We start from the raw sequence: 22,246 nt of genomic DNA, 5'->3' as shown, positions 1-22,246 counted from the left end.
TCCGATGGCTAGAATGATTTTCATGGCAACCCAACCCCCTTCGATCCCTCCTGCCATCCCTACAGTGCGGCCCGTGTCCGACGATGACGGCGCCGTGGTGCTGGAGCGGCGACGCCAGCGCGTCCAGCCGCCGCAGATGTACCAGGTCGTGATGCTCAACGATGACTTCACGCCCATGGAATTCGTCATCATCGTCCTGCAGGAACTCTTCGGTAAGGACCGCGAAACGGCCACCCAGATCATGCTCAAGATCCATCTGGATGGCCGCGGCGTCTGCGGCGTGTACTCGCGCGACGTGGCGGCCACCAAGGTCGAACAGGTGCTGCAGGCGGCCCAGAAGGCAGGCCATCCGTTGCAGGCGATGTTCGAGCCTGTTGAATAAACCCGGGCCGCCCTGATTTATGGTTGCAGTCAATAATCCCCAGCAAGCGAAAAGGAGTCATCAATGATCGCCCAGGAACTGGAAGTCAGCTTGCACATGGCCTTTGTCGAAGCGCGCCAGCAGCGCCACGAGTTCATCACCGTGGAACACCTGCTGCTGGCTCTGCTGGACAACCCCAGTGCAGCGGAAGTGCTGCGCGCCTGCTCAGCCAACATCGATGACCTGCGCTCGGCCCTGTCCAACTTCATCAAGGACAACACGCCCCAGGTGGCAGGCTCCGATGAGGTGGACACACAGCCCACGCTGGGTTTCCAGCGTGTGATTCAGCGCGCCATCATGCATGTGCAATCCACCGGCAACGGCAAGAAGGAAGTCACGGGCGCCAACGTGCTCGTGGCCATCTTCGGCGAGAAGGATTCGCACGCCGTCTACTACCTGCACCAGCAGGGCGTGACGCGCCTGGACGTGGTCAATTTCATTGCCCACGGCATCAAGAAGGGCGAACCGCCCGAGCCCGCCAAGGCCGAAAACCCTGCCGAGTCCGAAGAGGGCGCCGGTGGCGAGCGTAACGAAAAGGCTTCGCCCCTGGAGCAGTTCACGCTGAACCTCAACCAGGCGGCCAAGGACGGCAAGATCGATCCGCTGATCGGGCGCGACTACGAGGTCGAGCGCACCATCCAGATCCTGTGCCGCCGCCGCAAGAACAACCCTCTGCTGGTCGGCGAGGCCGGCGTGGGCAAGACGGCGATCGCCGAAGGCCTGGCCTGGCGCATCACTGAGGGCAAGGTGCCCGAGGTGCTGACCGAAGCCGTGGTCTATTCGCTGGACATGGGCGCGCTGCTGGCGGGCACCAAGTACCGTGGTGATTTCGAGCAGCGCCTCAAGGGCGTGCTCAAGTCGCTCAAGGACCGGCCCAACGCCATCCTGTTCATCGACGAAATCCACACGCTTATCGGCGCGGGCGCCGCTTCGGGCGGCACGCTGGACGCGTCCAATCTGCTCAAGCCGGCGCTGTCCAGCGGCCAGCTCAAGTGCATCGGCGCGACCACCTTCACCGAGTACCGTGGCATCTTCGAAAAGGATGCGGCGCTGTCGCGGCGTTTCCAGAAGGTCGATGTGGTCGAGCCCACCGTGGCCGAGACCGTGGACATCCTCAAGGGCCTGAAGTCGCGCTTCGAGGAACACCACAGCGTGCAGTACGCCGCCGCCGCCCTGCAGGCTGCGGCCGAGCTGTCGGCCAAGTACATCAATGACCGCCACCTGCCCGACAAGGCCATCGACGTGATCGATGAGGCCGGTGCCGCGCAGCGCATCATCCCGGTGGAGCAGCGCAAGCAGACCATCGACAAGGCCGAGATCGAGGCCATCGTGGCCAAGATCGCGCGCATTCCGCCTGCCAACGTGTCCAACGACGACCGCAGCAAGCTGCAGACGCTGGAGCGCGATCTCAAGAGCGTGGTCTTCGGCCAGGACAAGGCGCTGGAAGCGCTGGCCTCCTCGGTCAAGATGGCGCGCTCGGGCCTGGGCAAGCCGGACAAGCCGATCGGCTCCTTCCTGTTCTCGGGCCCCACGGGTGTGGGCAAGACGGAAGCGGCCAAGCAGCTGGCCTACATCCTGGGCGTGGACCTGATCCGTTTCGACATGTCGGAGTACATGGAGCGCCATGCCGTCAGCCGCCTGATCGGCGCGCCTCCGGGCTATGTGGGCTTTGACCAGGGCGGTCTGCTGACCGAGGCCGTGACCAAGAAGCCGCATTCGGTGCTGCTGCTCGACGAAATCGAGAAGGCGCATCCGGACATCTTCAACGTGCTGCTGCAGGTCATGGACCACGGCACGCTGACGGACAACAACGGGCGCAAGGCCGACTTCCGCAACGTGATCCTCATCATGACCACGAACGCGGGCGCCGAGACCATCAACAAGGCCTCGATCGGCTTCACCAACCCGCGCCAGGCCGGCGACGAAATGGGCGACATCAAGCGCCTGTTCACGCCGGAGTTCCGCAACCGTCTGGACGCCATCGTCAGCTTCAAGCCGCTGGACGAGCAGGTCATCCTGCGCGTGGTCGACAAGTTCCTGCTGCAACTGGAGCAGCAACTGGCCGAAAAGCGCGTGGAGGTCACCTTCACCGATGCGCTGCGCAAGCACCTGGCCAAGAAGGGCTTCGATCCGCTCATGGGCGCCCGCCCCATGCAGCGCCTGATCCAGGACACCATCCGGCGTTCTCTGGCCGACGAACTGCTGTTCGGGCAGCTGGTCGACGGTGGCCGCCTGGAAGTGGACTGGGTGGCCGACGCCGACGATGCCGACAAGGGCGAAGTCAAGCTCGACATCACGCCCCAGCCCAAGCAGGACCCGGCGTCCGAGCCGGCCGAGCCCAAAGAGGCCACTGCCGACTGATGTGCATCGCCTGATGCCCATCGCGCAAGCCGACAGCCCCCCGGGCTGCCGGCTTTTTCTTTGATCCGCCCGAAGGAGTCTTTGTGGAGTGGCTTCGTCAGTACCTGACCCATGAGAATGCGCTGCTGCTGCTGTCGGTGACTTGGTCGGTCTATGTGGTGATCGTCGCGGTGTGGATCCTTCTGCAGCGCAGCGCGCCCGTGGCCACGCTGAGCTGGCTTCTGTCCATGGCGGCGATTCCCGTGGGCGGGTTGGCCATTTACTACTTCTTCGGCCCGCAGCGGCTCAAGCGCCAGCGCATCAAGCGGCTGCGTGCGCGAAAGACATCGCGTGTGCGAACAGGCGTGCAGCGCCTGCGCGAGCGCATGCCGGGCAGCTCGGAGCGCCTGCACCAGGTCGCGCGGCTGGTGGCGGCCACCAGCGACTTTCCGGTCAGCACGGCCGCCGACCTGCGGCTGCTGGTGGGCGGCGCTGCCACCTTCGACGCCATCATCGAGGCGGTGAATGCGGCGCGCCACCACATCCACCTGGAGTACTACATCTTCGAGCCGGACCAGACCGGCACGGCCCTGCGCGACCTGCTGATACAGCGGGCCCGCGCAGGCATACAGGTGCGCCTGCTGGTGGATGCCCTGGGTTCCAAGAAGCTGGGAAGGCGCTTTCTGCAGCCGCTGGAGGATGCGGGCGCCGAGGTCGCGCTGTTCCATGGCACCAAGATCGGCCGGCGGCTGCGCCCGGTCATCAACTTCCGTACCCACCGCAAGATCCTGGTGTGCGACGGCAAGGTGGGCTTCACGGGCGGCGTCAACGTGACCGATGAAGAGAACGCGCGTGTCATGCCCGATGCCTACCACGACGTGCACCTGCGCCTGGAGGGCGCCATCGTCAACTGGCTGCAGACGGTGTTCCTCGAAGACTGGGCCTATGCGCTGGAAAAGGACCCCAAGAACGAGCCCGCCGACATCGACCTGCTGCTGCCGGATGCGCCCGAGGGCCCGCTGCCCGTGCAGATCATCACCTCGGGCCCCGACAACGGCCTGCAGGCCATCTACCGCGCCCATCTGGCGGCCATCAACGCGGCCGAGGAGCGTGTCTGGCTGACCACGCCGTATTTCGTGCCCACGGAGGCCGCGCTGGCAGCGCTCACCAATGCCTCGCTGCGTGGTGTCGATGTGCAGCTTCTGGTGCCGCGCCGTTCGGACTCGGCCCTGGTCACGGCGGCTGCGCGCTCCTACTACGACGAGCTGATCCGCTGCGGCGTGCGCGTCTACGAGTACAAGGCACGAATGCTGCACTCCAAGACCCTGGTGGTGGACGACAACATCGCCATCATCGGCACGGCCAACTTCGACTACCGCAGCTTCTTCCTGAACTACGAGGTCTGCGCCATCGCCTACGGGCCTGCGCTCAACGGCGATCTGGCCAAGCAGTTCGAGGCCGATCTGGAGCAGGCCCAGCGCGTGCATTTCAAGCGTGACCTGGGCTTTGCGCTGCGCCTGTTCGACTCGGGCGCGCGGCTGTGTTCGCCCCTGCTGTGAGGGCTGGTGGCCCGTTTTTCGCAGGCATACTCGCCCGATGGCCCATACCTTCTTCTGGCACGACTACGAGACCTTCGGCGCCCAGCCGCGCTATGACCGGCCCGCGCAATTCGCGGGCATCCGCACCGATGCGGAACTCAATGAAATCGGCGAACCCGTCATGTGGTACTGCCAGCCGGCAGGCGACTACCTGCCCGATCCGCAGTCCTGCCTGATCACCGGCATCACCCCCCAGCAATGCCTGGAGCAGGGCATGCCCGAGGCCCAGTTCGCCGCCCGCATCGAGGCAGAACTGGCCCAGGCAGGCACCGTGGGCGTGGGCTACAACACCATCCGTTTTGACGACGAGATCACGCGCTTCATGTTCTGGCGCAACCTCATCGACCCCTATGCGCGCGAATGGCAAAACGGCTGCGGGCGCTGGGACCTGCTCGACGTGGTGCGCATGGTCTATGCGCTGCGCCCCGAAGGCATTGTCTGGCCGAAAAAGGAGGATGGATCTCCGAGCTTCAAGCTCGAGGATCTGGCCCGTGCCAACGGCCTCCTGCACGAAAAGGCGCACGATGCCCTGTCCGACGTGCGCGCCACCATCGGGCTGGCCCGGCTGATCCGCAAGGTCCAGCCCAGATTGTTCGACTTCGCCTTCTCGCTGCACAAGAAGGACCGCGTGCTGCAGGAAATGGGCCTGCCGGCCGAGCCGGCGCATGCACGGCCCTTCCTGCACGTCAGCGGCATGATCCGGCCCGAGCGCGGCTGCATCGCCGTCATGTGGCCGCTGGCCACGCACCCCACCAACAAGAACGAGATCATCTGCTGGGATCTGGCGCAGGACCCGTCCGAGCTGGCCTCCATCGACGTGGAAACGCTGCGCCTGCGCCTGTTCTCGCGCGCGGCCGACCTGCCCGAGGGCGTGCAGCGCCTGCCCATCAAGAGCATCCACGTCAACAAGTCGCCCATGGTGGTCGGCAGCCTCAAGACGCTGAGCCCTGCCATGGCCGCGCAATGGGGCATCGATGTGGAGCAGTGCATGGGCCATGCGGCCATTGCACGTGACCTGCCCGACATGAGCGCGCTGTGGCGTGCCGTTCACCAGCGCCCTGCGCAGGAAGGGCTGGATGCCGACCAGGACCTGTACGGCGGCTTTGTGGGCAACGAGGACCGGCGCCGCCTGAACCACCTGCGCAGCCTGTCTGCGCAGGAGCTGGCGCTGGACCGCACGGGCTTTGACGATGCGCGCTTGACCGAACTGCTGTTCCGATACCGCGCCCGCAACTTCCCCGCCAGCCTGAACCCGGCCGAGCGCCAGCGCTGGCTGCAGCACTGCGCTGCCTGCCTGATCGACGGCAAGGGCGGCGCACGCACGGCCGAGCAGATGTTTGCCATGGTCGATCAGTTATCGGAAACTGCCGACGAGCGCGGAGAGGAAATCCTGGGGGCGCTGTATGACTATGCCGAGGCGATCATGCCGGAACTTTAGTCCCCCCTGAGCCGCTGCGCGGCTTCTCCCGAGAGGTGCGACACCCTCGCGGCGGGGCGAGGCGGGGCGGGTGGCGTAGGCCCTTGCTCGGTGTTCCTCGCCTTGGGCCGCGTCGGCTTTAGGCGCAGCGCCCATTTGTGCCTTCAGCCAAAGAACTTGTAGCAGACCACGATGGCCGCCACCACGCCGGCCAGTTCGGCGATGAGGGCGCAGGGCACGGCGTGGCGGGCGCGCTGTATGCCCACGGCGCCGAAGTAGACGGCCAGGACGTAGAAAGTGGTTTCGGTGCTGCCCTGGATGGTGGCGGCCACCAGGGCGGCGAAGCTGTCCACGCCCTGGGTCTGCATGGTCTCGATCAGCATGGCGCGCGCCGCGCTGCCCGAGAAGGGTTTGACCAGGGCCGTGGGCAGGGCGTCCACGAAGCGGGCGTCCATGCCCAGGGCATCGACCACCCAGCGTATGCCCGACAACGCATACTCCAGCGCGCCCGATGCGCGGAACACGCCCACGGCGCAGAGCATGGCCACCAGGTAGGGCAGCAGGCCCTTGGCCACGTCAAAGCCTTCCTTGGCGCCTTCGATGAAGCTATCGTAGACCGCGACCTTGCGCCAGGCGCCCAGGGTGACGAACAGCACGATCAGGGCAAACAGCGTCAGATTGCCCAGCAGCGATGACAGCTGCGCCAGCGCGGCCGCCGACAGCGTGGCCAGAAAGGCCATGAAGCCCGCCAGCGCCAGGCCCAGCGGCAGCAGATAGCCCAGCACCACGGGGCTCCACAGCGGCAGCCTCTGCACGGCGGCCACGGCCAGCAGGCCGACCAGGGTCGAGGCCGAGGTGGCCAGCAAGATCGGCAGAAAGACCAGGGTGGGATCGGGCGCACCCTGCTGCATGCGGTACATGAAGATGGTCACGGGCAGCAAGGTCAGCGACGACGCATTGAGCACCAGGAACAGGATCTGCGCATTGGTGGCGGTGTCGGGCCGCGGATTGAGCTCCTGCAGCGAGCGCATGGCCTTCAGGCCCATGGGCGTGGCCGCGTTGTCCAGTCCCAGCCCGTTGGCCGCGAAGTTCAGCGTGATCAGGCCCAGGGCCGGATGGCCGCGCGGCACCTCGGGCATGAGCCTGGCGAACAACGGGCCCAGCACGCGCGCCAGCCACTCCACCACGCCGGCCTTCTCTGCGATGCGCAGAAAGCCCAGCCACAGCGTCAGCGTGCCGAACAGCAGCACCATGACCTCGACCGACAGCCTGGCCATGGCAAACAGCGCCTGCACCATGGCCGAGAAAATCCCGGCCTGGCCGCCGACCAGCCATTGCGCCAGCGCAGCCACGGCCGCCACCAGAAAAAAGCCCAGCCACAAGGCATTCAGCATGGATTCCCGTCCCTCACGAGGCAATTGCAAGCCGCCATTGTGGGGCCAGCCGCAGGGCTTACGGGCCAGGGCGGCAGGGCATTGACAGGGCTCCGTTATCCTCGCTGCCCCGCGGTCCGAGGACCGCACCATTGCTGCAAAGGATTCCATGCCCCAGGTGATAGGACAGGTGAGCGTCGCCGTGCGCGACTATGACGAGGCGCTGTGCTTTTATGTGGGCGCGCTGGGCTTCGTGCTGATCGAGGACACCGCCCTGTCCGAGGGCAAGCGCTGGGTCACCGTGGCCCCCGGTGGCGGCGGTGTGCGCCTGCTGCTGGCCCGCGCCACGAATGAGGAGCAGGCCGCGCGCGTGGGCAACCAGACGGGCGGGCGCGTGTTCCTGTTCCTGCAGACCGACGACTGCCTGCGTGACTTCGAGGCCTACCGCTCGCGCGGCGTGCGCTTTGTGCAGGACCCCCAGCGCAAGCCCCACGGCACCGTGGCCGTGTTCGAAGACCTCTACGGCAATCTGTGGGATCTCATCGAGCCGCATCCTGCGCGTTGAGGGCCGAAGGCGCACCGCTTCAGCGGCTGGCCACGATGAACAGCCTGGGGAAAGGCAGCAGCACCGTGCCATCGTCCAGCGCGGGGTAGGCCTGGGAGATGGCCTGCAGATACGCTGCGTAGAAGCCGGCCTTTTGCTCCTCGTCCAGCGGCGCAACGAACGGACGCAGCGCCGAACCCTTGAACCACTCAACCACCGCGGCATGGCCGCCCGCCAGCGGGTGGAAGTAGGTGGTGCGCCAGACATCGACGTTGCTGCAGTGCGGGCGAAGCAGGGCGTAGTAGAAGTCCGCGCTGTGACGTGCGGGGTGGCGCACATCGCCAATCCTGGCCGCCCAGGGGCCGCTGGCGGCCACTTCGCGCGCCAGCCGGTGGGCCGGTTCTTCCAGGTTGTCCGGCGTCTGCACGGCCAGGCTGCCACCGGGTGCCAGGTGGCTGACTAGGCGCGGGTAAAGCTGCTGGTGGTCGGGCAGCCACTGCAGCGAGGCATTGGCCAGGATCACGTCCTGCGGCTGGTCGGGCTGCCAGGTGGCGATGTCGGCCAGTGAGAAGGCCGTGCCCGGCAGCCGCTTGCGTGCGGCATCCAGCATGTCCTCGGAATTGTCCAGTCCCGTCACGGTGGCCCCGGGGAAGCGCTGGGCCAGGACCTCGGTGGAGTTGCCGGGGCCGCAGCCCAGGTCCACGGCCAGCCGCACGGCGTGGCCAGGCAGATCGGGAATGGCGGCCACCAGGTCGCGCACGGGGCGCGTGCGTTCCTGCTCGAACGTTGTGTACTGCTTTGCGGACCAGGTCATCGTGTTGCCTTTCAGGTAGGTGTGTTTGTGGGGCGCGAGCGTAAATCCGTCCATCCATGATTGCAAATGCCACAATCGAAGCCTTCCCATACCTTGAAAGTATTGACGTGCCCGAGCTTCGCCAACTGCGCGCCTTTGTCGCCATCGCCGAGGAAGGCCACATCACCCGCGCGGCCGAGCGCCTGGGCATGCAGCAGCCGCCGCTGACGCGGTTGCTGCAGGGCCTGGAACACGAATTGGGCGTGGAGCTGGTGCAGCGCCTGCCGCGCGGCGTGCGGCCCACGGCGGCGGGGCTGGCGCTGCTGGAAGAGTCCAAGGCGCTGCTGGAGCGCTGTGACGTGCTGGCCGAGGTGGTGCGCCGTGCCGCCCGGGGCGAGACGGGCCGGCTGGCCGTGGGCTTCACCAGCTCTGCCGCGCTGCATCCCTTCGTGCCCGGCGTGCTGCGCATGTTCCGCCAGCAGGTGCCCGGCGTGGCCGTGGCACTGGAGGAGGCGGGCACGGGTGAACTCATGGACGCATTGCTGCACGAGCGGCTGGACGCGGCCTTTGTGCGCTCGCCCCTGCATGGCAGCCAGGGGCTGCAGGCCGTGCCGATTCTGGAGGAGCCCATGCTGCTGGCCCTGCCGGCAGGGCATGCGCTGGCACGCCCATTGCGCCGGCCCGTGCCTTTGCCGCAGCTCGCCTCGGAGGATTTCGTGCTGTACCGGCGCAGGGTAGGGCAAGGCCTGTACGACGCCATTCTCAAGGCCTGCCTGGAGGCGGGTTTCAGCCCGCGCGTGGTGCAGGAGGCGCCGCGCATGACGGCCACGCTGAGCCTGGTCTCGGCAGGGCTGGGGCTGTCCATCGTGCCGGCCTCCATGCAGCGCCTGCGCAGCGACGGCATTGCCTACCGCACGCTGTCGCAATGCCCGGGGCTGGCCGCTCCCCTGCATCTGGCCACGCGCGTGGGCGATGCGTCGGCCGTGCTGCGCAGGCTCCAGGACCTGGTTGCCACGGCGGCCGTGGCGGAGTCCTGAAGGTGCGGACTATGGTGACCTGGTTGCTGCGCGTGCGGCAGCGCGCGGGCCGCCGCGCTGCTTGACCACGGTGCGTGCGCAGTCCACCAGCCTGTGGATCAGCGGCAGCCGTGCCGACGAGCGCAGCCACATCACGCCAAAGCGCCGCGACTGCGATTCCTCGGGCAGGGCCAGGCGCACCACGCCCTGGCCATCGGGCAGGTTCAGTGCCGTGTCGGGCACCAGCGAAACGCCCAGGCCGCGCTCCACCATCATGGCAATGGCCACCAGCGAGCTCAGTTCAAAGCGCTCCTGCGGCGCAATCTGCGCGGCGCGCAGGTAGCGCTCCACCATCTGGCCGCCGCCCAGGCTGCGGTCATAGCGGATCAGCGGCTGGGTGCGCAGCAGCGTGTGCGGGTCCAGGTGCGCCAGCTGGTGCGGCACCAGCAGCACCAGCGGCTCCTCGCGCAGCAGTGTCCAGTCGAAGGTCTTGGCCAGGGCGAACGAGGGGTGCAGGCAGACGGCGGCGTCCAGCTCGCCCTGCTGCACGGCCTGGTACAGCTCGCGCGTGGTGGCCGAGCGCAGGAAGACCTTGGTCTGCGGGCACTTCTTCACAAAGCCCGCCAGGATGTCGGGCAGCAGGCTGTGCAGGGCCGTGTTGATGGTGCCTATCACCAGCTCGCCGTCGGCGCCCTCATGGTTGACATGGGTCTTGGCGTTGGCCAGCTCGCGCAGCAGCAGGGGGGCCGATTGCGACAGCCGGTGGCCGGCTGGCGTGGGCAGCACGGTGCGGCCTGCGCGGGCCAGCAGGGGGGCGTCGAACTCGCGCTCCAGGATGCGGATCTGCTGGGCCACGGCGGCGGCCGTGATGTTCAGGCGTCGCGCGGCCTCGGCCATGGAGCCCGTCTCGACCACGAGCAGGAAGCTGTGCAGGTAGCTGGTTTCCATAAACAAAGAATTTGTGTGGTTTGAACAAATATTACCTGTGTTTCTCTTGGCTTTCTGCCGCCCACAATGCGGTGCATGAGAAGCAAACTGTTTGTTCCCGCATCGCGTCCCGAGCTGTTCGCCAAGGCCCTGGCCGGCGACGCCGACGCACTGTCCTTCGACCTGGAGGACGCGGTGGCCGAGGCCCGCAAGGACGAGGCGCGCGGCCTGCTGCGCAGCTTCCTGCTCAGCCCTGAAAGCCGGGGCCATGGCAAGACGCTGATCGTGCGCGTCAACGCCATGGACACGCCGCATTTCGGCGCCGACATCGCCGAGATGGTGCGCGACGGCGTGCACCTCATCAACCTGCCCAAGCCCGAGACCGTGCAGCAGGTGCGCGAGGCCGCACAGCGCATTGCCGAGGCGGCAGATGCCAACGGCGTGGTCCAGGCGCCTGGCCTGCTGCTCAACATAGAAACACCCCGCGCCCTGCGCTGCGCTGCCGAGCTGGCCAGCGCCCATGCCAGCGTGGCAGGCCTGCAGATGGGGCTGGGCGATCTGTTCGAGCCCTTTGGCGTGAACCGGCGCGAGCCCGCCGCCATTGCCCAGGCGCTGTTTGCCGTGCGCATGGCCGCCGCCGAGGCCGGCGTCTACGCCTACGACGGCGCCTTTGCCGACATCCGCGACAGCGAGGGCTTCAGCGCCGAGGCCCGCCTGTCGCGCGGCCTGGGCTTTCTGGGCAAGACCTGCATACACCCCAGCCAGATCGCTCTGGCCAATGCGGTCTACCAGCCGACCGAGCAGGAAATCGGGCACGCCCTGAAGGTGGTGGAGGCGGCCCGCCAGGCAGATGCCAACGCCCTGGGCGCCTATGTGGTGGACGGAAAGATGGTGGACAAGCCCTTTGTGCTGCGTGCCCAGGCCATCGTGGCTGCGGCGCATGCACAGGGGCTGCTGGCGGCCTGAACGGGCGCCGGCAATCCGGTGCCCCGGCATCCCGCATGCCGGGCATCCCCATGACAAGAAACAGTACAGGAGACAAAGACATGAGCATTTCCCATTGCCGCGCGCGGCGCAGGCTGGTGGCGCTGGCCGCCACCACAACGGTGGCCACGCTGGCCGGGCTGGCTTCGCCGGGATTGATGGCGCAGGGCGCCTTCCCGTCCAAGGCCATCACCATGGTGGTTCCCTATCCGCCCGGTGGCTCCAACGACGTGTTCGCACGCCAGGTCGCCAAGGAAATGGGCGATCTGCTCAAGCAGACCGTGATCGTGGACAACCGGCCCGGCGCCAGCGGCAACACCGGCACGGCCTCGGTGGCCAAGGCGACGGCAGACGGCTACACGCTGGTGGCGGTCTCGTCCAGCATGACCACGAATGCTGCGGTGCAGGCCAAGATGCCCTTCGACCCCGTCAAGGACCTGGCGCCCGTGGCCATGTTTGCCAAGGGCCCGCTGGTGGTGGCCGTGAACAACGAATTCCCCGCCAGGACGCCGCAGGATCTGGTGCGCGCCATCAAGGCCAGCCCGGGCCAGTTCAACTACGCCACCTCGGGCACCGGCAGCATCAACCACTTCGCGACCGAGATGATGCGCTCCATGGTGCCGGGCATGGACATCATGCATGTGCCCTACAAGGGCCAGGGTCCAGCCGTGACCGACGTGATCGGCAACCAGGTGCAGATGCTGGTCTCCAGCGGCCCCTCCATCCTGCCCATGGTGCGCAACGGCAAGCTGCGCGCCATCGGCATCACCAGCCTCAAGCCCAGCCCCATTGCGCCGGACCTGACGCCCATGGCAACGGCCATCCCGGGCTATGAGTTCGATCTGTGGTGGGGGCTGCTGGCGCCTGCGGGCACGCCCGCCGACATCGTGGACCGCCTCAACCAGGCCGTGAACCAGGTGCTGGCCAAGCCGACCATCCAGGCCAGCTTCCTGCGCGAAGGCGCCATTGCCAACCCCGTGACGCCGCAGCAGTTCGCACAGGTGATCCGCAGCGACGTGGCGCGCTGGAAGCAGCTCGCCAAGGACCGCAATATCCAGGCCGATTGAACCCGGCCGCTGGCGGGAAGTGCCCCAGGCCTTCCCGCTTCCCTATCAGGAGAAACGAATGAGTTTTGTGCCCGGTGAACGCCAGGGACCGAAAGGCCCGCTCAGCGGTGTGCGCGTGCTGGATCTGAGCGCCTATATCGCGGGGCCTTATGGCTGCTCGCTGCTGGCGGACCAGGGCGCCGAGGTCATCAAGGTCGAGCCGCCCGTGGGCGACAACCTGCGCAAGTACCCCTCCACGCTGGAAGCGGAAAGCCGCGCCTTCCTGGGCGTGAACCGCAGCAAGTGGGGCATGGTGCTGGACCTGAAGGACGAGGCCGACCACGCCGTGCTGCTGCGCCTGGTGCGCGAGGCCGATGTGCTGGTCCACAACTTCCGCCCCGGCGTGCCCGAGCGGCTGGGCATCGGTTTTGCGCAACTGGCCGCCATCAACCCACGCCTCATCTATTGCAGCGTCACCGGCTATGGCAGCCGCGGGCCGCTCAAGGCCAAGGCGGGCTACGACCAGGTGCTGCAGACCATGACCGGCATGTGCGCCATGCAGGGCAAGGCAGGCGGGCCGCCCGAGATTCTCTATGGCTCCGTGGTGGACTACTACGCCTCGGCCCTGGTGGCGGGCGGCGTGTCGTCGGCACTGTACGAGCGCGAGAAAAGCGGGCTGGGCCAGCATGTGGGCGTGTCCCTGCTGCGCGCGGCGCTGACCATGCAGTCCGCACGCATGGTCTGGGCCGAGGGCGAGCCGCGCGAGGTAGGGCGCGACATGCGCTCGGGCGGCATCACGGGCATCCACCCGACGCGCGAAGGATATCTCTACATTTCGGCCAACACCGCGCATTTCTGGGCGGCGCTGTGCCGCAAGCTGGATCTGCCCGAGGTGGCCAGCGACGAGCGCTACGACTCCGTGCGCAAGCGCGCCCAGCACCGCGACGTGCTGGTGCCCCTGCTGCGCCAGGCGCTGGCGGGGCGCAGCGCGCTGGAATGGGAGGCCTTGTTTGGCGAGGAAGTGCCCTGCGCGGCGGCCCGCACGGTGGAAGACATGTTCGACGACCCGCAGGTGCAGGCCGAGGGCATGGTCACCCGTTTCGAGCACCCGACCCTGGGCAGCTACCGGGGCTTTGCCGGCGCCGTCGAATTCGACCGCACGCCCGGCCCGCCGGCTTTTGCCGCGCCCACGCTGGGCCAGCATACCGAGGCGCTGAAGGCCGCTGCGCAAGAGAGCCGCTGATGCACGCACTGCCTGCAGGCGCCTGCGACGCCCATCTGCACGTCTTCGATCCGCGCTTTGGTACGCGTTCTGATACGCGCTTTGATACGCGTTTTGGTGCCCATGCCACGGCTGCCGACTATGCGCAGCTGCGCGGCGCCATGGGGCTGGAGCGCGCCGTCATCGTCCAGCCGCGTGCGCATGGCACGGACAACCGGGCCACGCTGCACGCCATCCAGTCGCTGGGCGCAGCAAGCACGCGCGGCATTGCCGTGGTGCACCCCGAGATCACCGACGCACAGCTGCAGGCGCTGCATGACGGCGGCATTCGCGGCATCCGCTTTTCGCTGCACACCGAGCACGATGCAGCCGTGCGGCTGGACATGCTGGAGCCGTTGGCCGAGCGCATTGCCGCGCTGGGCTGGCATGTGCAGCTGCACTGGCTGGCCAGCCAGATCGAGGCCCATGCGGCGCTGCTGCAGCGGCTGCCATGCACCCTGGTGTTCGACCACATGGCGCGGCTCGCTGACAGTGCTGACGGCTCTGGCGTGCACCAGCCCGCCTTCGGCGTGGTCCGTGGGCTGGTGCAGCAGGGCAGGGCCTGGGTCAAGCTCTCGGGCCCGTATCTGAACAGCCGGGCGGGCCTGGCCGCAGGCTATGCCGACTGCGACGCGCTGGCGCAGGCCTGGGTGGCCGAGGCCCCGCAGCGCCTGGTCTGGGGCAGCGACTGGCCCCATGTCACCGAAGTTGCCCATCCGCCGCAGACCCCCCTGCTGCTGGCGCTGCTGTCGCGCTGGATTCCCGATGCGGCGCTGCGCGCCCGCGTGCTGGTGGACAACGCCGCCGAGCTGTACGGATTCGATTGAGGGCGCGGGGCACGCAAGCCTCGCAGCCCAGGTTTTCACCATTGAGCAACAGGAGACAGAAACGTGAAGAAGATCAAGACACTGCGGCCCGCCATGACGGTGCTGGCCTTGGGGCTGGGCCTGGGACTGGGACTTTTCCAGGGCACGCTGCATGCGGCCGACTATCCGGCCGCGCAGGCCATCACGGTCGTCGTGCCGTTCTCGGCCGGCGGCGGTGCGGACAATGCGGCGCGCATCATCGCCAAGGCGCTGGGCGAGGTCTCGGGCCAGACCGTGGTGGTGGACAACAAGGCCGGCGCCAGCGGCGCCATTGGTGCCGCCCTCGTGGCGCGCGCCAAGGCCGATGGCTATACGGTGCTGTATGACGCATCGTCCTTCGCCATCAACCCCGCATTGCGCAAGCTGCCCTACGACCCGGCCAAGGATTTCATTGCCGTGTCCCAGGCCATCAGCGTGCCCAACATTCTCGTGGCCGCGCCGTCCTCGCCCTACAACAGCCTGGCCGACTTCATGAATGCCGCGCGGCAAAAGCCCGGCAGGCTCACCTATGCCTCCTACGGTCCGGGCAGCCTGGCCCAGATGGCGACGGAACTGCTCAAGGCAGACGCCAAGTTCGATGCCGTCCACGTTCCCTACAAGGGCGGGGCGCCCGCCATCGTCGATGTCATGGGCGGCCAGGTCGATGTGTACTTTGCCAACGCGGCCTCCAGCATCAATTACGTCAAGGGCGGCAAGCTCAAGGCGCTGGCCGTGTCCTCGGCCAAGCGCATGCCGGACCTGCCCGACGTGCCCACGGTGGCGGAAAGCGGCATCAAGGGCTTCGAGGTCACGGAGTGGAACGGCTTCTTCCTGCCCGCAGGCACTGCGCCCGACACCGTGCAGAAGCTGCAGGACCTGGTGCAAAAGGCCCTGGCCTTGCCGGCCACGCGCGCCAGCCTTGAAAAGCTGGGCCTGACGCCCGTGGGCAGTTCCTCCGCCGCCTTCACGGGCTTCGTGGCGGCCGAGCGCAAGCGCTGGGATGCCGTGGTCAAGGCCAACGGCATCACCGTGCAGTGAGCCGCCGCGTGTGACGGGGCTCAGGGCGTGGCGGTGACGCGCAGCAACTGCCCGTCCTGGGCATCCGTCAGCAGGTAAAGCCAGCCGTCCTGTCCCTGGCGGACATCACGGACGCGCTGGCCCAGGAGCGTCAGCACCTGCTCGCTGGCGGTCACCTTGCCTGTCCACAGGGGGCAGGCCAGCCGGTGCCGGCGCGAGGCGCCCGTCACCGTGCACGATGCGCATGCGGCCCGGCCGACTGCGCTGTATCGCAGTCGGCCGACTTTGATCTGGCAAACATCATGCACGACGCGGCCAGAGCCAGCGGCGCCCTGTCAACCACTGCGCAAAAAGCCCGCGCAGCCACTTGCGCGGGTGTATAAACAGCGCTCTTTCGGCGCCGGGCCGGGTCCCTGCGTGGGGCGGTCGGCGGCGCCTCCTACCCACCAGAGAATCCGCAAGGGAAAAGCAGCCATGGGCGCGCAATGGAAAGCAAAGGGCAAGGCGCTGGTCGCCGATGCCAAGGGAAAGCTGTTTGGCAAGCTGGCCAAGGAAATCATCGTCGCGGCGCGCGCCGGCGCCGATCCGGCAGGCAACTCGCGCCTGCGCATGGCCGTGGAAGCCGCCCGCAAGGCCTCCATGCCCAAGGACACGCTCGAGCGTGCGATCAAGAAGGGCTCGGGCGTGGGTGCCGATGCCGTCAACTACGAGCGCGTGGTGTATGAAGGCTACGGCCCCAACCGCGTGCCCGTGATGATCGAGTGCCTGACCGACAACGTGAACCGCACGGCGCCCAACATGCGCGTGTGCTTCCGCAAGGGCCAGATGACGGCCGTGGCCTGGGACTTCGACCATGTGGGCATGATCGAGGGCGAGCCCGAAGGCGGTGCCGATGCCGAGCTGGCCGCCATCGAGGCCGGCGCACAGGACTTCGAGCCCGGGGAGGAAGAGGGCACGACGCTGTTCATCACCGACCCGACGGACCTGGATACCGTGAGCAAGGCGCTGCCGGCCCAGGGCTTCAAGGTGCTGTCGGCCAAGCTGGGCTACAAGGCCAAGACGCCGGTCAGCATGGCCAGCCTGTCGGCCGAGCAGCAGGAGGAAGTGCAGGACTTCCTGGCCGGCATCGAGAACGATGACGACGTGCAGCACGTCTATGCGGGGCTGGTGGATTGATCCCGCTGCCCCCCGCTCCCCAGCAAAAAAGCCGCACGATGTGCGGCTTTTTTGTGGGTGCGTGCACCAGGCCTACTTGGTGCCGAAGATGCGGTCGCCCGCGTCGCCCAGGCCCGGCAGGATGTAGCCGTGGGCGTCCAACTGGCGGTCCACGGCGGCCGTGTAGATGTCCACGTCGGGGTGGGCCTTTTGCATGGTGGCCACGCCTTCGGGCGCGGCCAGCAGGCACATGAACTTGATGGACTTCGGGTTCAGCTGCTTCAGGCGCGCCACTGCGGCTGCGGCCGAGTTGCCCGTGGCCAGCATGGGATCGACGACCAGCACGTCGCGCTCTTCCATCTCGGAAGGCATCTTGAAGTAGTACTCGACGGGCTGCAGCGTCTCGGGGTCGCGGTACAGGCCGATGTGGCCGATGCGCGCACCGGGCACGACGTTGAGCATGCCGTCGAGGAAACCGTTGCCGGCGCGCAGGATGGACACCAGCACCAGCTTCTTGCCGTCGATGACCTTGCCGGTCATGGTCTCCAGCGGGGTTTCGATCTCGATGTCCTGCAGCGGCATGTCGCGCGTGATCTCGTAGGCCATCAGCGTGGACAGCTCGCCCAGCATGCGGCGAAAGCTGTTGGTGCTGGCTTCCTTGCGGCGCATCAGCGTGAGCTTGTGTTGGACCAGCGGGTGGTCGATCAGGTGCAGAGTACTCATGGTTTTCTTCTGGAAAAAAGGGGCGCCGGCATGTGCGGCCGGCGCCAGGGGGCGGTTCAGTCGTGCAGAAAGCGTGCGTAGCGCGCCAGGTCCACATTGCCGCCGCTGATCAGAATGCCCACGCGCGCGCCCGACAGCGCAACCCCGCCATGCAGGGCGCCCGCCAGCGAGAGCGCTCCCGTGGGTTCGACCACGATTTTCTTGCGTTCCGCGTAAAAGCGCATGGCCTGCACCAGATGCTCGTCCGCCACGGCCAGGATATCTTCCACATGCTCGCGGATGATGGCGAATGTGATATCGCCGATGGACTGGGTCTGGGCACCGTCGGCAATGGTGTGGGGCGTGGGGATCTGCACGATCTGGCCTGCGCGCAGCGACTGGCGGGCATCGTCGCCGGCCTGGGGCTCGACGCCGTAGACCTTGCAGCGCGGCGCCAGTTGCCTGGCCGCCAGCAGGCTGCCGGACAGCAGTCCGCCGCCGCCCAGGCAGACGAACAGGTAGTCCAGGTCGGGCACCTCTTCGAACAGTTCCTTGGCTGCCGTGCCCTGGCCGGCGATCACGTCGCGGTGGTTGAACGGCGGGATCAGCGTCATGCCGCGCTCGTCGGCCAGGCGGCGGGAGATGGCCTCGCGGTCCTCGGTGAAGCGGTCATAGGTCACCACCTGGGCGCCGTAGGAGCGCGTGGCCGCCATCTTGGAGGCGGGGGCATCCTCGGGCATGACGATGAGCGCGGGCATGTCCAGCATCTGCGCTGCCAGGGCGACGGCCTGGGCATGGTTGCCCGAGGAGAAGGCCAGGGCGCCGCGCTTGCGCTGCTCGGGTGTGAACTGCGACAGCGCGTTGTAGGCGCCGCGTATCTTGAAGGCGCCCGTGCGCTGCAGGTTCTCGCACTTGAAGAACAGCTGGGCGCCCAGCAGCTCGTCGGCGGTGCGGCTGCGCAGTATGGGTGTGCGGTGGGCCACGCCTTCCAGCCGGCGAGCGGCGGCGGCGACATCGTCATAGGTGGGCAGCGAGGGAGGGCTGTTCGTCGTCATGGCGTGCGGTTCCGCAAAGTGGATGGAGGCGCTTTCGATCATAGCCGCATGCGCGGGCTTTCAGAGCCCTGAAATGCGCCAGCCGTTGCATGGCAACGGCTGGGTGCTATGGTGTTTGATGCGGCGCAGGGCCGGTGCGCCAGCGCTTCAGCGCTTCTTGTTGCCCAGGATGCCGCCGAGCACGCCGCGCAGGATTTCCTTGCCCAGCGAATTGCCCATGGTGCGCATGGTGGACTTGGCCATGGTCTGCACCAGGCCGTCGTGCTTGCCGCCGCGTGGGCCCGTGGTGCCGAACAGCAGGTCCTTGAGCCCGTCCATCATGGCGCCACCTTCGCTTGCCGCGGGCGCAGCACCGGCCGGGCCCGTGCCGGTTGGCGCTGCGCCGTCGCTGGCCGCTGCCGTGCGGCCGCGCAGCACCTCGTAGGCCGACTCGCGGTCCACCGCCTTTTCATAGACGCCGGCCACCAGCGACTGTGCCAGCAGGGTCTTGCGCTGCTCCTCGTTGATGGGGCCGATCTGGCTGCCGGGCGGGATCACGTAGGCACGCTCGGTGATGCCGGGGCGTCCCTTGTCGTCGAGGAAGCTCACCAGGGCCTCGCCCACGGCCAGCTCGGTGATGGCGGCCTCGATATCCAGGCCGGGCTTGGGCCGCATGGTGGTGGCCGTGGCCTTGACGGCTTTCTGGTCGCGCGGCGTGAAGGCGCGCAGCGCGTGCTGCACGCGGTTGCCCAGCTGGGCCAGCACGGTGTCGGGCACGTCCATGGGGTTTTGCGTGACGAAATACACGCCCACGCCCTTGGAGCGCACCAGGCGCACCACCAGCTCGATGCGTTCGAGCAGCACCTTGGGCGCGTCGTTGAACAGCAGGTGGGCCTCGTCGAAGAAGAAGACCAGCTTGGGCTTGTCGGGGTCGCCGATCTCGGGCAGGCGCTCGAACAGCTCCGACAGCATCCAAAGCAGGAAGGTGGAGTACAGGCGCGGCGAATTCATCAGCTTCTCGGCGGCCAGGATGTTGACCACGCCCTTGCCGCCGGCATCGGTCTGCATCAGGTCGTTGATGTCGAGCATGGGCTCGCCAAAGAACTTGTCACCGCCCTGCGACTCGATGGCCACCAGCCCGCGCTGTATGGCACCCACGCTGGCCGCGCTGATGTTGCCGTACTCGGTGGTGAACTGCTTGGCGTTGTCGCCCACATGCTGGAGCATGGCGCGCAGGTCCTTGAGGTCCAGCAGCAGCAGGCCGTTGTCGTCGGCAATCTTGAAGACCAGGTTGAGCACGCCCATCTGCGTGTCGTTCAGGGCCAGCATGCGGCCGATCAGCAGCGGACCCATGTCCGAGACCGTGGCGCGTACCGGGTGGCCCAGCTCGCCGAACACGTCCCACAGCGTGGTGGGGCAGGCCAGGGGCTGGGGAATCTCGATGCCGCGCTCCTGCAGGGAGGCGGCCATCTTGGCGCCCGTGCTGCCAGCCTGGCTGATGCCGGACAGGTCTCCCTTGATGTCGGCCATGAATACCGGCACGCCGATCTCGGAGAATCCCTCGGCCATTTTCTGCAGCGTCACGGTCTTGCCGGTGCCGGTGGCGCCTGTGATCAGGCCATGTCGATTGGCCAGTGCGGGCAGCAGCAGGCATTCTGTGGCAGAGTGGCGGGCGATCAGAAGTGGAGCGGCCATTTCGGGTTTCCTCGGGGGAGCATGCGGTCAAAAGTAAAATCCCAGCCGCAAGGTTAAATCAATATCAAAGGACAGCCTGTGGCAGGACACAGTAAATGGGCCAATATCCAGCACCGCAAAGGCCGCCAGGACGAAAAGCGTGGCAAGGTCTGGACCCGCATCATCCGTGAAATCATGGTGGCGGCACGCACGGGAGGGGGCGATCTCAGCGCCAACCCGCGCCTGCGCCTGGCGGTGGAGAAGGCCAAGGCGGCCAACATGCCGGCCGACAACATCAAGCGCAACATCGACAAAGCCACGGGCAACCTCGAAGGCGTGACCTACGAGGAAATCCGCTACGAAGGCTACGGCATTGGCGGCGCGGCCATCATCGTGGACACCATGACCGACAATCGCGTGCGCACTGTGGCGGATGTGCGTCACGCCTTCAGCAAGTACGGTGGCAACATGGGCACGGAAGGTTCCGTGTCCTTCCAGTTCAAGCATGTCGGACAACTGATCTTCGCTCCCGGAAGCGACGAGGACCAGATCATGGAAGTGGCTCTGGAGGCCGGCGCCGAGGACGTGATCACCGATGACGAGGGAGCCATCGAGGTGCTGACCGCACCCGCAGAGTTCGAAACCGTGCGCGACGCGCTGCAGGCCAAGGGCCTGACGCCGGAGGTGGCTGAAGTCACCATGCGCCCGGAAAACACCATCGCCCTGCAAGGCGATGACGCAGCCCGCATGCAAAAGCTGCTGGACATGATCGAAGACCTGGATGACGTACAGGACGTCTACCACAACGCTGAACTATGAAAATTCTTGTGATTGGTGGCGGAGGCCGCGAGCACGCCCTGGCGTGGAAACTGGCTGAATCGCCGAAATCGACCAAGGTCTATGTGGCCCCCGGCAACGGTGGCACGGGCCTGGCCGGCGGCAAGGTGGAAAACCTCAACATCACCGACCCGCAGGCGCTGCGCGAGTGGGCGCAGGCCGAGAAGGTCGCGCTGACCGTGGTCGGCCCCGAGGCTCCGCTGGCTGCCGGCGTGGTCGATGAGTTCCGCGCCCACGGCCTGCGCATCTTCGGCCCCTCCAAGGCGGCCGCCCAGCTGGAAAGCTCCAAGGCCTTCTCCAAGGACTTCATGGCGCGCCACGGCATCCCCACGGCGCTCTATGAAACCTTCACCGACCCGGTGGCGGCCCATGCCTACGTGGACCGCCTGGGTGCGCCCATCGTGGTCAAGGCCGACGGCCTGGCCGCAGGCAAGGGCGTGGTCGTTGCGACAACGCTGCAGGAAGCCCACGACGCCGTGGACTTCATGCTCGTGGACAACAAGTACGGCGTGGCCCACAACGACGGCGGCGCCCGCGTGGTGATCGAGGAATTCCTCGCCGGCGAGGAAGCCAGCTTCATCGTGCTGTGCGACGGCAAGAACGTCCTGGCCCTGGCAACCAGCCAGGACCACAAGCGCCTGAAGGACGGCGACCAGGGCCCGAACACGGGCGGCATGGGCGCCTACTCGCCCGCGCCCGTGGTCACGGCCGACGTGCATGCCCGCGCCATGCGCGAGATCATCCTGCCGACCATCCGCGGCATGGAAAAGGACGGCATTCCCTACACCGGCTTCCTCTATGCGGGCCTGATGATCGACGCGTCCGGCCATCCCAAGACGCTGGAGTTCAACTGCCGCATGGGCGACCCCGAGACCCAGCCCATCATGATGCGCCTCAAGAGCGATCTGGTGGACGTCATGCTGGCGGCCACCGATGCCAAGCTCGACCAGGTCGAGCTGCAATGGGACCGCCGCACGGCGCTGGGCGTGGTCATGGCTGCGGCCGGCTACCCCGAGGACCCGCGCAAGGGCGATGCCATCAGCGGGCTGCCGCAGGACGCCGCCGATGCCATGGTCTTCCATGCCGGCACCCAACTCAAGGACGGCGTGCCCGTCACCAGCGGTGGCCGCGTGCTGTGCGTCACCGTGCTGGCCGACAGCGTCAAGCAGGCCCAGCAAAAGGTCTATGACGTGGCGCGCGGCATCCATTTCGATGGTGCCCAGTACCGCCGCGACATCGGCTTCCGTGCTGTGAAGAACTGA

At 67.1% G+C, this 22,246-nt stretch carries 20 protein-coding genes and 1 pseudogene; 14 read left to right on the top strand and 7 right to left on the bottom strand.

The annotated features are described in order from the left end of the window. Positions 1-4: 4 nt before the first annotated feature. From clpS to sbcB, 4 genes are all read left to right on the top strand, one after another. The gene (gene clpS, locus A4F85_RS08315) at positions 5-382 is read left to right on the top strand and encodes an ATP-dependent Clp protease adapter ClpS (protein WP_012205338.1); all 378 of its coding nucleotides are present in this window, start codon (positions 5-7) and stop codon (positions 380-382) included. 63 nt (positions 383-445) lie between these two features. Beyond that, positions 446-2,782, top strand: a complete 2,337-nt coding sequence (clpA, locus tag A4F85_RS08310; RefSeq protein ID WP_012205339.1) for an ATP-dependent Clp protease ATP-binding subunit ClpA — start codon at positions 446-448, stop codon at positions 2,780-2,782. An 83-nt stretch (positions 2,783-2,865) separates the two neighbouring features. Beyond that, complete coding sequence (gene cls / locus A4F85_RS08305) at positions 2,866-4,320, top strand: cardiolipin synthase (protein WP_012205340.1); 1,455 nt, start codon at positions 2,866-2,868, stop codon at positions 4,318-4,320. A 37-nt stretch (positions 4,321-4,357) separates the two neighbouring features. Then, entirely contained in the window at positions 4,358-5,797 is a 1,440-nt protein-coding gene (sbcB, locus tag A4F85_RS08300; protein WP_063326292.1) for an exodeoxyribonuclease I, read from the top strand. A 143-nt stretch (positions 5,798-5,940) separates the two neighbouring features. Here the strand turns inward: sbcB and A4F85_RS08295 are convergent, their stop codons facing one another. Next, on the bottom strand, positions 5,941-7,170 hold the full coding sequence (locus tag A4F85_RS08295) for a nucleoside recognition domain-containing protein (protein ID WP_063326291.1): 1,230 nt from the start codon (positions 7,168-7,170) through the stop codon (positions 5,941-5,943). Between the two features lie 148 nt (positions 7,171-7,318). Between A4F85_RS08295 and A4F85_RS08290 the strand changes: the two genes are divergently transcribed. Continuing rightward, positions 7,319-7,714, top strand: a complete 396-nt coding sequence (locus tag A4F85_RS08290; protein WP_063326290.1) for a VOC family protein — start codon at positions 7,319-7,321, stop codon at positions 7,712-7,714. Positions 7,715-7,733: 19 nt separating this feature from the next. On the opposite strand, the gene tam is transcribed toward A4F85_RS08290, so the two are convergent. After that, the gene (gene tam, locus A4F85_RS08285) at positions 7,734-8,507 is read right to left on the bottom strand and encodes a trans-aconitate 2-methyltransferase (RefSeq protein ID WP_197485471.1); all 774 of its coding nucleotides are present in this window, start codon (positions 8,505-8,507) and stop codon (positions 7,734-7,736) included. 107 nt (positions 8,508-8,614) lie between these two features. Between tam and A4F85_RS08280 the strand changes: the two genes are divergently transcribed. Next, positions 8,615-9,523 (top strand): LysR family transcriptional regulator, encoded by a 909-nt coding sequence (locus A4F85_RS08280; protein ID WP_197485470.1) that lies wholly within the window; start codon positions 8,615-8,617, stop codon positions 9,521-9,523. A gap of 9 nt (positions 9,524-9,532) precedes the next feature. Here A4F85_RS08280 and A4F85_RS08275 read toward each other — a convergent pair whose 3' ends face one another. Then, on the bottom strand, positions 9,533-10,450 hold the full coding sequence (locus A4F85_RS08275) for a LysR family transcriptional regulator (RefSeq protein WP_063326287.1): 918 nt from the start codon (positions 10,448-10,450) through the stop codon (positions 9,533-9,535). Positions 10,451-10,525: 75 nt separating this feature from the next. Between A4F85_RS08275 and A4F85_RS08270 the strand changes: the two genes are divergently transcribed. From A4F85_RS08270 to A4F85_RS08250, 5 genes are all read left to right on the top strand, one after another. Beyond that, the gene (locus A4F85_RS08270) at positions 10,526-11,395 is read left to right on the top strand and encodes an HpcH/HpaI aldolase/citrate lyase family protein (protein ID WP_063326286.1); all 870 of its coding nucleotides are present in this window, start codon (positions 10,526-10,528) and stop codon (positions 11,393-11,395) included. Between the two features lie 80 nt (positions 11,396-11,475). After that, positions 11,476-12,480: a tripartite tricarboxylate transporter substrate binding protein gene (locus A4F85_RS08265; protein WP_034393042.1), complete on the top strand. Its 1,005-nt coding sequence runs from the start codon at positions 11,476-11,478 to the stop codon at positions 12,478-12,480. A gap of 58 nt (positions 12,481-12,538) precedes the next feature. Next, on the top strand, positions 12,539-13,702 hold the full coding sequence (locus A4F85_RS08260; RefSeq protein ID WP_012205349.1) for a CoA transferase: 1,164 nt from the start codon (positions 12,539-12,541) through the stop codon (positions 13,700-13,702). Then, positions 13,702-14,547, top strand: coding sequence for an amidohydrolase family protein (locus A4F85_RS08255; protein WP_063326285.1), 846 nt, complete (start codon positions 13,702-13,704; stop codon positions 14,545-14,547). Before A4F85_RS08260 ends, A4F85_RS08255 begins: the two co-directional genes overlap by 1 nt. Before the next feature lie 63 nt (positions 14,548-14,610). Then, positions 14,611-15,603: a tripartite tricarboxylate transporter substrate binding protein gene (locus A4F85_RS08250; protein WP_013802641.1), complete on the top strand. Its 993-nt coding sequence runs from the start codon at positions 14,611-14,613 to the stop codon at positions 15,601-15,603. Positions 15,604-15,623: 20 nt separating this feature from the next. On the opposite strand, the pseudogene A4F85_RS30485 reads toward A4F85_RS08250, so the two are convergent. Next, positions 15,624-15,767, bottom strand: a pseudogene (locus A4F85_RS30485) (PQQ-dependent sugar dehydrogenase); the annotation flags it as partial. 289 nt (positions 15,768-16,056) lie between these two features. Between A4F85_RS30485 and A4F85_RS08240 the strand changes: the two are divergent. Continuing rightward, positions 16,057-16,758, top strand: a complete 702-nt coding sequence (locus tag A4F85_RS08240) for a YebC/PmpR family DNA-binding transcriptional regulator (RefSeq protein ID WP_012205353.1) — start codon at positions 16,057-16,059, stop codon at positions 16,756-16,758. Positions 16,759-16,830: 72 nt separating this feature from the next. On the opposite strand, the gene upp is transcribed toward A4F85_RS08240, so the two are convergent. The 3 genes from upp to A4F85_RS08225 form a co-directional block, all read right to left on the bottom strand. Continuing rightward, positions 16,831-17,460 carry a uracil phosphoribosyltransferase gene (gene upp, locus A4F85_RS08235; protein WP_012205354.1) on the bottom strand — a complete coding sequence of 210 codons (630 nt, stop codon included), beginning with the start codon at positions 17,458-17,460 and terminating at the stop codon, positions 16,831-16,833. 56 nt (positions 17,461-17,516) lie between these two features. Then, positions 17,517-18,494, bottom strand: coding sequence for a threo-3-hydroxy-L-aspartate ammonia-lyase (locus A4F85_RS08230; protein WP_043796794.1), 978 nt, complete (start codon positions 18,492-18,494; stop codon positions 17,517-17,519). Between the two features lie 147 nt (positions 18,495-18,641). Continuing rightward, positions 18,642-20,168 carry a helicase HerA-like domain-containing protein gene (locus A4F85_RS08225; protein WP_063326283.1) on the bottom strand — a complete coding sequence of 509 codons (1,527 nt, stop codon included), beginning with the start codon at positions 20,166-20,168 and terminating at the stop codon, positions 18,642-18,644. Positions 20,169-20,246: 78 nt separating this feature from the next. Here A4F85_RS08225 and A4F85_RS08220 point away from each other — a divergent pair, with 78 nt between their 5' ends. Together A4F85_RS08220 and purD are read left to right on the top strand one after the other, a co-directional pair. Beyond that, positions 20,247-20,966 carry a YebC/PmpR family DNA-binding transcriptional regulator gene (locus A4F85_RS08220; protein ID WP_012205357.1) on the top strand — a complete coding sequence of 240 codons (720 nt, stop codon included), beginning with the start codon at positions 20,247-20,249 and terminating at the stop codon, positions 20,964-20,966. Then, entirely contained in the window at positions 20,963-22,246 is a 1,284-nt protein-coding gene (gene purD / locus A4F85_RS08215; RefSeq protein WP_012205358.1) for a phosphoribosylamine--glycine ligase, read from the top strand. Before A4F85_RS08220 ends, purD begins: the two co-directional genes overlap by 4 nt.

This window comes from Delftia sp. GW456-R20 (genome assembly GCF_001622915.1).
Taxonomy (GTDB): Bacteria; Pseudomonadota; Gammaproteobacteria; order Burkholderiales; family Burkholderiaceae_C; genus Comamonas; species Comamonas acidovorans.
This window is presented reverse-complemented; position numbering and strand designations above follow the sequence as displayed.

Excerpts from the sequence above, each read along its gene's own strand:
- clpS (WP_012205338.1), top strand. The coding sequence starts at position 5 with ATGGCTAGAATGATTTTCATGGCAACCCAACCCCCTTCGATCCCTCCT.
- clpA (WP_012205339.1), top strand. The coding sequence starts at position 446 with ATGATCGCCCAGGAACTGGAAGTCAGCTTGCACATGGCCTTTGTCGAA.
- sbcB (WP_063326292.1), top strand. The coding sequence starts at position 4,358 with ATGGCCCATACCTTCTTCTGGCACGACTACGAGACCTTCGGCGCCCAG.
- A4F85_RS08295 (WP_063326291.1), bottom strand. The coding sequence starts at position 7,170 with ATGCTGAATGCCTTGTGGCTGGGCTTTTTTCTGGTGGCGGCCGTGGCT.
- A4F85_RS08290 (WP_063326290.1), top strand. The coding sequence starts at position 7,319 with ATGCCCCAGGTGATAGGACAGGTGAGCGTCGCCGTGCGCGACTATGAC.
- tam (WP_197485471.1), bottom strand. The coding sequence starts at position 8,507 with ATGACCTGGTCCGCAAAGCAGTACACAACGTTCGAGCAGGAACGCACG.
- A4F85_RS08275 (WP_063326287.1), bottom strand. The coding sequence starts at position 10,450 with ATGGAAACCAGCTACCTGCACAGCTTCCTGCTCGTGGTCGAGACGGGC.
- A4F85_RS08270 (WP_063326286.1), top strand. The coding sequence starts at position 10,526 with ATGAGAAGCAAACTGTTTGTTCCCGCATCGCGTCCCGAGCTGTTCGCC.
- A4F85_RS08265 (WP_034393042.1), top strand. The coding sequence starts at position 11,476 with ATGAGCATTTCCCATTGCCGCGCGCGGCGCAGGCTGGTGGCGCTGGCC.
- A4F85_RS08260 (WP_012205349.1), top strand. The coding sequence starts at position 12,539 with ATGAGTTTTGTGCCCGGTGAACGCCAGGGACCGAAAGGCCCGCTCAGC.
- A4F85_RS08255 (WP_063326285.1), top strand. The coding sequence starts at position 13,702 with ATGCACGCACTGCCTGCAGGCGCCTGCGACGCCCATCTGCACGTCTTC.
- A4F85_RS08240 (WP_012205353.1), top strand. The coding sequence starts at position 16,057 with ATGGGCGCGCAATGGAAAGCAAAGGGCAAGGCGCTGGTCGCCGATGCC.
- upp (WP_012205354.1), bottom strand. The coding sequence starts at position 17,460 with ATGAGTACTCTGCACCTGATCGACCACCCGCTGGTCCAACACAAGCTC.
- A4F85_RS08230 (WP_043796794.1), bottom strand. The coding sequence starts at position 18,494 with ATGACGACGAACAGCCCTCCCTCGCTGCCCACCTATGACGATGTCGCC.
- A4F85_RS08225 (WP_063326283.1), bottom strand. The coding sequence starts at position 20,168 with ATGGCCGCTCCACTTCTGATCGCCCGCCACTCTGCCACAGAATGCCTG.
- purD (WP_012205358.1), top strand. The coding sequence starts at position 20,963 with ATGAAAATTCTTGTGATTGGTGGCGGAGGCCGCGAGCACGCCCTGGCG.